This window comes from Streptomyces sp. NPDC002138 (genome assembly GCF_040296485.1).
Classification (GTDB): Bacteria; Actinomycetota; Actinomycetes; order Streptomycetales; family Streptomycetaceae; genus Streptomyces.
Map to the genome: position 1 here is coordinate 126,496 of NZ_JBEOXE010000001.1, position 10,954 is coordinate 137,449.

Below are 10,954 nucleotides of genomic sequence, written 5' to 3' on the forward strand. Positions count from 1 at the left end.
CGGCTCTGACAGTGCCTTCACCGATCACGGGTGCCCCGTGAGTCCCGTCAGCACGCCGGACCCCAGGTGGCCGCCTCCCGCGTCCCCGCCCGGTCGGATGGGCAGGAGCCGGCAGCGGGCGATGCGGCCTGGGCCTGGGCGGGCCGGGCGACGGGCGCCACGGCGTGTGCGGCCGTCACCAGGCCGACGACGGCGAAGGCGGGCAGGACACGGGGGTCACTCGCGGCGCTCCGCCCGGGTGAACCTCCTGCCCGCGTCGCGACGAGTACGGGCCCCCTGGCCGGTCTAACCTTCGAACCCCTCAGCCCCGTCGAACCGGAGGAGCGGCAGATGACCGATACGACGACTCTCGACCTCGGACCACAAGCACGCATCGTCGCGCGTCTCGCGGCGGGCGTCTCCGACGCCCGGCTCGCCGATCCGACGCCCTGCCCCCGGTACGCGGTCGGCGACTTGCTGGGTCATCTCTTCGGCCTCGCCGTCGCCTTCCGCGACGCCGCCCGCAAGGACCTGGGGACCACGACGGACAGCGCCCCCGGCGCGGCCGCGCCCTCCCTGCCCGCCCGCTGGCGCGAGGAACTGCCCCGTGTCCTCGGCGAACTGGGTGAAGCCTGGCAGGAGCCGACCGCCTGGACCGGCATGACCCGCGCGGGCGGCGTGGACCTGCCCGGCGACATCGCGGGTGTGGTGGCCGTGGACGAACTGGTGCTCCACGGCTGGGACCTGGCTCGCGCCACCGGCCAGGAGTACGCGCCCGATCAGGCCGCGCTGCGCGCCTCGCACACCTTCCTGCTGGCGGCCGCCGAGAGCGGGGACCGGGGCGACGGCATCTTCGGAGCCGTGGTGCCCGTACCGGACGACGCACCGCTGCTGGACCGGGCCGTCGGGCTGGCCGGCCGCGATCCCGGCTGGGCGCCGCCGACGACCCCGTGACGGGACCGGCGGCCCCGGCTCACCGCGTATCGGCCGCCACCGCTCACCGCGGGTCGGCCGGCCACGGCTCACCGCGGGTCGGCCGGCCACGGCTCACCGCGGGTCGGCGGCCGGAGCGGGGCCCCGGGCCGGCGCGTGCCCGGACAGGGGCGTGTGGGCCGGCAGGAGTTCCGTGACGACGAACGCGACCACCGCCGCCAGGATCACCACCGGGGTCATCGCGGCGCTCCCCAGCAGCATCGTCACGAGGACCACGCTGCTGACCGGCAGCCGCAACATGGTCGCGGTCGAGGCGGCCATGCCCGCGGCCATCGCGGGCATCAGGCCCAGGCCCGGCAGCGGTGCGACCAGTACGCCCGCGGCCGCGCCGAGGAACACCGCGGGGAAGACCGGGCCACCGCGCAGGCTGCCCAGGCACAGGGCGTAGGCCAGGCACTTGAACAGCACGACGGCCACCAGCGCGCCGGTGCCCCAGGCCTGCGGGTCGGAGGTCAGCTGGACCAGGGTGCCCTGGCCGGAGGAGGACACGTCCACCGGCGTGCGCCCGGTGAGCAGGGCGTACAGCGCCCCGCAGGCCCCGGCCGCCAGCGCGCACAGGGCGGTGCGCAGGACCGTACGGCGCGTGACGAAGACGGCGACCCGCCGGCCGAGCTCCGACACCAGGTACATGACGAGGCCCGTCACCAGGGCGAGCAGCAGCCCCCAGAGCACGTCGGGGGCGTCCAGCCGGGGGAACGACCCCGCCCCCTTCTTGATGCCCAGGGTGCCCGTGTCCAGCCCGGTCCAGCGCCCGAACCCGAGGAACACCAGGGAACCGATGCCGCTGGAGAGCAGCGCCGGCAGCATCACGGCGAACAGCTGGGGCCCGCCGACGCCCACCACCTCGATCAGCAGGACGGCGGCGATCAGGGGGCTGCCGAAGATGGCGGCGATGGCGGCGCCGGCGCCGGCCGCCCCCATGAGCACGGTGGCCTGCGGGGTCGAGGGGGCGCGTGTCAGGTTCCGCAGGAGCACGGCCAGTCCGCCGCCGAGGGCGATCAGGGGCGCCTCGGGGCCGAGCGTCGCGCCCAGGGGAAGGCTCGCGGCCGCCGCGAGCAGGACGCCGGGGAGCGTGCCGGGAGAGGAGCCGCCCAGGGTCATCCCGGCGGCCGGGATGTGACCGCCCGCGCCGGGCAGGTGCAGGGCGATGAGTCCCACCAGCACCCCGGAGAGCAGCAGCAACGGCAGCGGCCACCACCACGGAGGGGCGTCGAAGCCGAGCGAGCGCGGGAGCGAGCTCCACACGAGGTGTTCCAGTTCGTGCATCCCGGCCAGGAACCAGAACGCCGCGAGCGAGACGGGGATGCCCACGAGGGCGGCGAGCAGCAGGGTCTTCAGGTAGCCGGGGCTGCGCAGCATGACCCGCAGCAGTTCCGCCTCCCCCGGTTGGGTGACCGTCACAGGTCGCTCCTTCCCGGGCCGCCGTCGCCCGGCGTGCGCCGGGCGACCGCGATCCGTACAGCTCCGAAGAGGAGTTTGGCGACGAAACCCACCACGATCAGGTTGGCCACCATCTGCCCGGTGGTCAGCGCCCGGCAGGCCGTGGTGGTCGGCACGATGTCGCCGAAGCCGACGGTCGCGAAGACCGTCACCGTGAAGTAGAGGGCGTCCGTGCGGTTGAGGGGTTCCGAGAACGACTCGGGGGCGTTCTGCGAGACGAGGAAGTAGGCGGAGGCGAAGAGCAGCAGGAACAACGGCACCGCCGTGGCCAGGGCCTCCACGCCCTGCAGGCGCGGGTGCTCCGATCGGGTGATGGCGCGGAGCTGCCAGGTCACCAGGGAGCCGAAGAGCAGTAGCCCGCCGATCAGCGCGGCGAGGGTCTCCACGCCGATCCCTCGGTTCAGGGGAGCCGCGTAGTACAAGGCGGTGAGCAGGGCCGCCATGGCCACTGCCCGTGCCAGGTGGCTGACCAGGGGAAGCCGGCGCCACCACCCGCGGGGGTTCCCGCCGGAGCCGTCGACGACGTCCATGGCACCTCCTCACCCGTGCCCGTCGACCGTCCGGCACCGTCCTCCCTGCATTCCAGCACCGCCCGCAACGCCCCGCACCTTCGCCGCCCGGGGCCGGGTCGCCACCCCGGGCCGGGTCGCCGCCCGGCCCCGGGGCGCTCCCGTTCGCTCAGGGGCTCAGAAGCGCAGGGCCCACGAGTCGATGTATCCGGTGTGGTCGCTGCGCGTGTCGAAGACCCGCAGCCGCCAGACGCCGTTCGCGGTCTCCGTGGACGCGTCGATCGCGTAGACGACCGTGTAGTCGGTCTCTATCCAGGCCTCCCACTCGTCCTTGATCGGGTAGGCCGTGCCGTCCGGAGCGATCACGTCGATCCGCAGGTCGCCGACGTCCGGGTGTTTGATCGCGATCTCGACATCGAGGTCCGCCGGGGCCTTGCCGGTCACCCCGCTGACGGTCACCGGGGAATCGACGGTCGCCAGATCGGCCACCGGGAAATCGGTGGTGTTCGCGAACCGCTTGCCCGGTGCCCGCTGCGCCGAACCGCCCGTGTACACCAGCCGGTTGGGCGAGCCCGGGCCGGGGTCGATGACCGATCCCGTGCTGGCATAGCCGGTCAGGGCAGCTCCGACCTGGGCCGGGGTCGCCGTGCGGTGCGTGGCGAGATAGAGCGCCGCCGCGCCGGTGACGTGCGGGGTCGCCATCGAGGTGCCCGACATGCTCATGTACCAGTCGTCGGAGAAGTACGCGGCCGAGGAGATGTCGTCACCGGGCGCGAACAGGTCCACCAGCGGACCGTAGTTGGAGTACGAGGAGCGGTGGTCGTAGTCGCCGACCGCACCCACCGTCAGCGCCGTCTGGACGCGGGCGGGGGAGTGGCCCGAGGCGTCGATGCCCTGATTGCCGGCGGCCACCGCGTAGGTGAGTCCCGAGGCGATGGAATTGCGGACGGCGGCGTCCAGCACGTCGTCGGGGTCCCCGCCCAGGCTCATGTTGACCACCGCGGGCTTGACCGCGTTGCGGGTGACCCAGTCGATGCCCGCCACCACCTGCTCCGTGGTGCCCTGGCCGGTGTAGTCGAGCACCCGCACGGCGACGATCTTCGCCTGCTTGGCCACGCCGTGGGTGGAGCCCGCGATCGTGGCGGCCACGTGGGTGCCGTGGCCGTGGTCGTCCTGGGCGGTCATGTCGTCGTCGATGGCGTCGTAGCCGTAGGAGGCGCGGCCGCCGAAGTCCTCGTGCGTGATGCGGACGCCGGTGTCGATGACGTACGCGGTGACGCCCTGACCGGAGGAGTCCGGGTACGTGTACGCCTTGTCCAGGGGCAGGCGCCGCTGGTCGATCCGGGACAGGCCCCAGGAGGGCGGATCGGGCTGGGTGGCATCCAGCTTCAGCACCCGGTTCTGCACCACCCGGACGACGGCCGGGTCCGCGGCGAGCCGCCGGGCCTGCCGCTCCGTCAGCTGGGCGGAGTATCCGTTCAGCGCGGAGTCGTAGGTGCGGCGGATCGTCCCGCCCGCGCGTTCGACGACGCTCCGGCCTCCCGTGGTCAGGGACCGCGCGCGGGCGGGGTCGAGGATGACGAGGTAGCTGCCGGCGACGGCTCCGGGCGCGCCCGCGTACCCGACGGTGCCTTCCGGCGGACTCGCCGCCGAGGCACCGGTGTTGAGCCCGAGCGCGAGCGCGGCGGCCAGCGCGAGAACGGCGCCGCAGCGCCGCCGGACGTGCGATGAGTGCGGTCTCGTGGTCATGCTGCCAGGCTCGGCTGCCGGGGCGTTACGGCACAAGGGCGCCTGGGGTCGCCGGGGCCGCCGGGGGCCGAGGGGGAGGGGGCTTGCGGAAGCCTACGGCCGAGCGGTACGCGCCTCCTCGCGGCGGCGCAGCAGCTTGCCCGTGGCCGCGTCGGCCGGCAGGAAGGCCTCCAGGTGCAGTTCGGCGAGGGTGACGTCGACGGCCGTCGCGAAGGAGGTGAGCGTGGTCAGCAGGCGGAGTTCGCCGTCGGCGGTGCGCAGGCGCAACGGCACCGCGAACCCCAGGTGTTCGGGTCCGGGGGCGGACGCGGGCAGGTAGCCGCTCAACTCCTCTATCAGCTCGTCGAGTTCGGTATCCGGGTGCACCCGGGCCCGGGCCCGCAGGCTCTCGGTGATGTGCTGCCCCCAGGCCCCCAGATTTACCACGCGGGGTGCCATCCCCTCGGGGTGCAGCGCGATCCGCAGGACGTTCACCGGTGGTTCCAGGAGGTGCGCGGCCACGCCCTCGGTCAGTACCTCGAAGGCCCCGTTGGCCCGGACCAGTTGACCGCGCCGCCCGGCGACAACGGCGGGGTAGGGCAGGTGGCCCGTCAGGATGGACTCCAGGGCCGCCATGGCCGGGGCGACGGTGTCCGCGTCCGGCGCCGACTCGGGGTAGACGGGCGCGTAACCGGCGCTCAGCAGAAGCGCGTTGCGCTCGCGCAGCGGCAGGCCGAGGGATTCGGCGAGCCGGACCACCATGACCCGGCCGGGCGTGGACCGGCCGCTCTCGATGAAGCTCAGGTGGCGTTGCGTGGTCCCGGCCAGGCCGGCGAGCTCGAGCTGACTCAATCGGCTCAGCGACCGCCGACGGCGCAACTCGCGCCCGAACGGCGTGGATTGCGTGGACGGGCCGGACGGCGAGGACGGCGACGACTGCGCGGGTGCGGTGGTGGTGGCGGGTGCGGTGGTGGTGGCCATGGGGACTTTCTAGCCGCTCCGCGGCGGACCCCGCGATTCCCCGCCGGGAATTGCCGGGCCGCCGGGGGCCCCGCAGCATCGACGCAGTCACCCGACACCGTCACCCGACACCACCGCCCGAGATCCCCACCCCGACACCCACCACCAGCCCGGAGGCCGACATGCGTGCGTACCGATTGGAATCGTTCGGAGACATCGACGGGATCGTGCTCGGTGAGCACGGCGCCGCCGTGCCGGAGCCGGCCGGCCCCACCGGCATCGTGGTCGCGATGCGGGCCGCCTCGCTCAACCGGCGCGACCTGATGATCCTCGACGGCAGCTATCCGCTGCCCGCCGTCCCCGGAGTGGTGCCGCTCAGCGACGGGGCGGGCGAGGTGGTGGCCGTCGGGGACGCGGTGACCCGGTTCGCGGTCGGCGACCGGGTCTCCTGCGGGTACTTCCCGCGCTGGCGCAGCGGCCCGATCACCCCGGACGCCTTCGACCAGCCCGGCTGCACCCTGGACGGCATGCTCGCGGAGTACGCGGTCCTGGACGAGCAGTGGGCGGTCCGCGTCCCGGAGCACCTGACCTGGGAGGAGGCGGCCACGCTGCCCTGCGCGGCCGTGACGGCGTGGAGCGCGCTGACCGGCGGCGAGCCGCTGCTCCCGGGCCGGACGGTCCTGACCCTGGGCACCGGCCCGGTCGCCCTGTTCGCCGTGCAGTTCGCCGGGCTGCTGGGCTGCCGGGTCGTGGCCACCACCTCGGGCGGCGCCGAGAAGGCGGACCGGCTCAAGGCGCTCGGCGCCGACGCGGTCATCGACTACCGGAGCCACCCCGAGTGGAGCGTCCAGGTCCGGGATGCGACCGGCGGCTTGGGCGCCGACCTGGTGGTGGAGACGGGCGGCCCCAAGACCATCGAGCAGTCGATGCGCGCGAGCGCGCTGTACGGGCAGATCGTCCTGCTGATCACGGGCGACGGGGGCCGCTCCGGGATCTCGATCTCGAACGAGGCGTATGCGTCGAGCCTGGCCACGATCCGGCGCGAATTCGTCGGCAGCCGCGACCGCTTCGAGGAGATGAACCGCGCCATCACCACCCACGGGCTGCGCCCGGTGATCGGCCGCGTCCACTCCTTCGAGAACGCCCGCGCCGCCTACCGCGGCTACGCCACGGACGCTCCCTTCGGCAAGGTCGTCCTGCGCATGGACGGCTGAACCGGCGCGGAGCCGAACGGGCCGCGCCCGGGGCCCGGTTGCCCCGGGGCGCGGCCTGCGGTCACAGCATGACGTGTTTCGCCTGGGTGTAGTCCAGGAGGCCGGACAGGGAGAGGTCGCTGCCGTACCCGGAGTGCTTGACACCGCCGTGGGGCATCTCGGAGACCGTGGTGCCGTGGGTGTTCACCCAGACGATGCCGGTGCGCAGAGCCCGGGTCGCCCGCATCGCCCGGTCGTGGTGCGACGTCCAGACGCCGGCCGCGAGACCGAAGCGGACGTCGTTGGCCAGGCGAAGGGCCTCCGCCTCGTCGGCGAACGGCTGGACGGTGACGACGGGTCCGAAGCGCGCCCCGTCGTGCAGGTGAAAGGAGGACCGATGACCGATACGGAACGGGATACCGGACGGGATACGGAACGGGTCGGGATCGTGGGCTGCGGCCTGATGGGATCCGGCATCGCCGAGGTGTGCGCCCGCGCGGGCCGGGACGTCGTGGTGATGGAGGCGACCGCGGCCACCGGGCTGCGGCGGATCACGCGCTCGCCGGCCCGCGCCGCCGACGCCGGCAAACTCACCGTGGCCGAACGGGACGCCGCGCTCGCCCGGATCACCATGGCCACGGACACGGCCCCGATGGCGGACCGGGACCTCGTCATCGAGGCCGTGGCCGAGGACGAGCGGGCGAAGCTGGAGGTCTTCGCCCGGCTCGACAAGGACGTGCGGCGCCCTGACGCCGTACTGGCGACGAACACCTCCTCCCTCCCCGTCATCCGGCCGGCCGCCGCCACCTCGCGGCCGCGGCAGGTGGTCGGCCTCCACTTCTTCAACCCCGTCCCGGTGCTGCCGCTGGTCGAACTGGTTCCGTCCCTGCTCACGGACGAGGAAACCGTCCGGCGCGCCCGTACCTTCGCCTCCGACGTGCTGGGCAAGCAGGTCGTCCTCGCCCGGGACCGGGCCGGATTCGTCGTCAACGCGCTCCTGGTGCCGTACCTGCTGGCCGCGGTGCGGATGGCCGACTCGGGTACGGCGTCGGCCGAGGACATCGACCGGGGCATGACCCTGGGCTGCGCCCATCCGCTCGGGCCGCCGGCGCTGGCCGACCTCATCGGGCTGGACACCGTCCAGGCGATCGCCCGCTCGATGTACGCCGAGTACCGGGAAACCCTGTACGCCCCGCCGCCCCTGCTCGCGCGGATGGTGGACGCGGGCCTGCTCGGCCGCAAGAGCGGCCGGGGCTTCCACACCTACCCCTGACCAGGGTGCCCCGGCGGCCGCGGTCCCGGGGCGCGATGCGCGAGGATGTGGCCCTGGCGGCCCGTCAGCCGGACCGACCACGCACCCGCCCTGCGGGCACCGATACGGGGAGTAGCCAACGTGACCAAGGCCGAACGTGCACTGGAGACGCGCGAGCGGATCCTCACGGCCGCGTGCGAAGTCATCGCCGACATCGGCTTCGAGAACGTCAGCATGCGCAAGGTGGCCGAGCACGCCGGGGTGTCGAAGGCCTTGCTGCACTACCACTTCGACACCCGGGAGAAGCTTTTCGCCGAGGCGATGACGCACTCCTTCGCCCAGACCGGCGCCGATGCCGAGGCCGCGGACGACGGCGCCCCGGCCGCCGTCGTCCTGGCCCGGATCCTGCGCAGCATGCTGCCGAGCGACGCGGATCTGCGGCAGGACTGGAAGCTCTGGCAAGAGCTGTGGGTCCGGGCCCAGCGCGACCCGGCGGCCCGTCACCTCGCCGTCGACCTGTACGACCAGCTCCACACCTGGGTCGGGGGAGCGGTGGAACAGGGCATCGCCTCGGGTGAGTTCACCGACTGCGACGTCGCCGCCCTCAGCACGCTGGTCCTGGCCCTGTGCGACGGCCTCGGCATCCGCCTGATGCTGGACGACCCCCGGGTCGACCTCGCCACGACCCGCGCCACCATCTGGCGGGCCATCGCCCCGTCCCTCGGAGTGCCCCCGGTCTTCCCGGAGGTGTGAGGGGCCCGCGGGATGGCGAACGGCGTGCGCCCCGACCGTCCGAACGCTCCGAGCGCCCTCTCTCACGCCCTCCGCCAAATGATCTCCAAGCTCCATGATCGTCGCGTGGCATAACCGCCCGGTCTTTGCCACTGGCTACGGGACGAGAGAGCGGGAACCCTGACATGAGCGGTACGCAAGGGGACAGGTCCGCGGGAGCTTCGGTCAGCGCCGTCACCACGGCGCAACTGAAGAAGGTCGCGGGCGACGGCATCTGGGGAGCCGGGGCGAGCGTCAGTGCCGAGGCCGCCAACCTGGGCGAGGCGCTGGTCGCCACGCTGCGGGGCACCGCCACGCAGAGCCTGCTCACCCCCGAGTTGCAGCAGCTCGCCGACAGCGTGCTGCGGGTCGCCACGGTCGGCTTCCCGTGGATCGAGGCCGAGGACGGCATCAAGCTCGCGGCGCACACCATCAAGCTCAACACCGGCGAACCGCGACCGCTGGTCATCCTCCCGGCCGGGTGGACGCCGGTCGGCTGGCCGCTGTTCGAATACGCGCACCTCTGCCTGGCGCTCAAGGGCTACCACGTACTGGCCTACACCCCGCGCGGGATCGGCCTGACCGTACGCCTGCCCGGCGGGGGCTTCGCGGACGGCCCGTTCACCTCCGGCGGCACCATCGACGTCGGCGGCCCCAAGGACTGGGCCGACGGGACCTCGGTGATCGACTACGCGGTGCGGCACTTCGCGCCGAGCCGGATCGGCTTCCTGGGCGAGTCGTACGGATCCGGGATCGGCCAGCTCGTCGCCGCGCACGACGAGCGGGTGGACGCGGTCGCCGCGCTGAGCACCTGGGGCAACCTGGCCACCAGCCTCTACCACCACGACACCCGGCACCTCGCGGCCGTCGAGGTGCTGCTGAGCCTCACCGGCGGACCCGTGGAGCGCAAGTTCGACGAGGAGACCCAGGAGATCCTTGCGGACTTCACGGCGAACCGGAACATGGAGCGGGTCGTCGCGTGGGGCACCGAACGCGCCCCGGAGACGTATGTGGGGACCACCAACGCCCGCGGCGTGCCGACCTTCATCTCCAACACCTGGCACGAGGGCCTGTTCCCGGTCAACCAGGTCCTGGACACGTTCAACCGGCTCACCGTCCCCAAGCGGCTCAACCTGTGGATCGGCGACCACGCCGTGCCGGAGGGCCCCGGCCTGACCGGACCGCTGACCGGGCCGACCGGCCCCAACCTCGCGATGTCCGAGGCGTACGCCTGGCTCGACCACCATCTGCGGGGCGCCGCGAACGACGTGCCCACCTGGCCCGAGGTCAGCAACCAGGTCATGTTCACCTACCGGACCACGACGGACCCGGGCAGCGGCCGGAACACGATCGTCACCCCGGCGGTACGCGAGCCGCGGCAGACCTGGGACGAGGTCACCACCTCCACCGAGCAGTGGTACCTGGCCAGCACCGCCACCGGGGACCAGGACGGTCTGCTGGGCACCCACCCCGCCCCGGGCTGGTCGCGCGAGTTCAGCGCCGGGGGCCTGACCGGGGCCACGGCGATGGACGGGATCGTGCAGACCGGCAAGGACGAGTGGAACGGCAACCCGAAGGTCTACGCGACCGACGAGTTCGACCGCAAGCAGCTGGCCGTCTGGACCACCGGGCCGCTGAGCACCGGCGCGGACGGCCAGGCGGCCCGCCGCATCCGGGGCGTCCCCCGGGTCCGGCTCACCGTGCGCAGCTCCGCCGCGTCCACGACCCTGGTGGCCTACCTGTTCGACATCGCCGCCGACAACACCGCGCGGATCGTCACGCACGAGCCGTACACGCTGTCCGACCTCGTCCCGGATCAGGACACCACCGTCACCTGGGACCTCCAGGCCGCCGCCTACGACGTACCCGCCGATCACCGTCTGGCGCTGGTGGTCAACAGCAGGGACAAGCTCTACTCGCACGCGACCGCCGAGGGCACCAGCAGCACCACCACCATCAGCTCCCCGCCCGGCGAGGAGTCCTGCCTGCACCTGCCCCTGGGCTGACACACCCGCCGCCCCGGGCCCGGCCCCCGCCGGTGAGCGGGGCCCGGCACGACCGGACGGAAGTCGGTAGTGGCTCTCGGGGCCGCGCTGTTAGGGTCCTGTTGCCGGCCGCGGGACTCCGGC

At 73.3% G+C, this 10,954-nt stretch carries 10 protein-coding genes; 5 read left to right on the plus strand and 5 right to left on the minus strand.

Annotation, left to right across the window (positions count from 1 at the left end):
- Positions 1-330 precede the first annotated feature (330 nt).
- On the plus strand, positions 331-933 hold the full coding sequence (locus ABT084_RS00600) for a TIGR03086 family metal-binding protein (protein WP_351037328.1): 603 nt from the start codon (positions 331-333) through the stop codon (positions 931-933).
- A gap of 93 nt (positions 934-1,026) precedes the next feature.
- Here the strand turns inward: ABT084_RS00600 and ABT084_RS00605 are convergent, their stop codons facing one another.
- The 4 genes from ABT084_RS00605 to ABT084_RS00620 all read right to left on the minus strand — a co-directional run bounded on the left by ABT084_RS00605 (position 1,027) and on the right by ABT084_RS00620 (position 5,630).
- Positions 1,027-2,331: a chloride channel protein gene (locus tag ABT084_RS00605; protein WP_502968801.1), complete on the minus strand. Its 1,305-nt coding sequence runs from the start codon at positions 2,329-2,331 to the stop codon at positions 1,027-1,029.
- A 38-nt stretch (positions 2,332-2,369) separates the two neighbouring features.
- The gene (locus ABT084_RS00610; protein WP_351037332.1) at positions 2,370-2,942 is read right to left on the minus strand and encodes a potassium channel family protein; all 573 of its coding nucleotides are present in this window, start codon (positions 2,940-2,942) and stop codon (positions 2,370-2,372) included.
- 156 nt (positions 2,943-3,098) lie between these two features.
- A complete protein-coding gene (locus ABT084_RS00615; RefSeq protein WP_351037333.1) occupies positions 3,099-4,670 on the minus strand; it encodes a S8 family peptidase in 1,572 nt (523 codons plus the stop codon).
- A gap of 93 nt (positions 4,671-4,763) precedes the next feature.
- Complete coding sequence (locus ABT084_RS00620) at positions 4,764-5,630, minus strand: helix-turn-helix domain-containing protein (RefSeq protein ID WP_351037335.1); 867 nt, start codon at positions 5,628-5,630, stop codon at positions 4,764-4,766.
- 161 nt (positions 5,631-5,791) lie between these two features.
- Here ABT084_RS00620 and ABT084_RS00625 point away from each other — a divergent pair, with 161 nt between their 5' ends.
- On the plus strand, positions 5,792-6,823 hold the full coding sequence (locus ABT084_RS00625) for a zinc-dependent alcohol dehydrogenase family protein (protein ID WP_351037337.1): 1,032 nt from the start codon (positions 5,792-5,794) through the stop codon (positions 6,821-6,823).
- A gap of 61 nt (positions 6,824-6,884) precedes the next feature.
- On the opposite strand, the gene ABT084_RS00630 is transcribed toward ABT084_RS00625, so the two are convergent.
- Positions 6,885-7,232 carry an aldehyde dehydrogenase family protein gene (locus tag ABT084_RS00630; protein WP_502968802.1) on the minus strand — a complete coding sequence of 116 codons (348 nt, stop codon included), beginning with the start codon at positions 7,230-7,232 and terminating at the stop codon, positions 6,885-6,887.
- Between ABT084_RS00630 and ABT084_RS00635 the strand changes: the two genes are divergently transcribed.
- From ABT084_RS00635 to ABT084_RS00645, 3 genes are all read left to right on the plus strand, one after another.
- Positions 7,200-8,075: a 3-hydroxybutyryl-CoA dehydrogenase gene (locus tag ABT084_RS00635; protein WP_351037339.1), complete on the plus strand. Its 876-nt coding sequence runs from the start codon at positions 7,200-7,202 to the stop codon at positions 8,073-8,075. The genes ABT084_RS00630 and ABT084_RS00635 overlap by 33 nt on opposite strands.
- A gap of 120 nt (positions 8,076-8,195) precedes the next feature.
- Positions 8,196-8,807 (plus strand): TetR/AcrR family transcriptional regulator, encoded by a 612-nt coding sequence (locus tag ABT084_RS00640; protein ID WP_351037341.1) that lies wholly within the window; start codon positions 8,196-8,198, stop codon positions 8,805-8,807.
- 164 nt (positions 8,808-8,971) lie between these two features.
- Positions 8,972-10,831, plus strand: a complete 1,860-nt coding sequence (locus ABT084_RS00645) for a CocE/NonD family hydrolase C-terminal non-catalytic domain-containing protein (protein WP_351037343.1) — start codon at positions 8,972-8,974, stop codon at positions 10,829-10,831.
- Positions 10,832-10,954 lie beyond the last annotated feature (123 nt).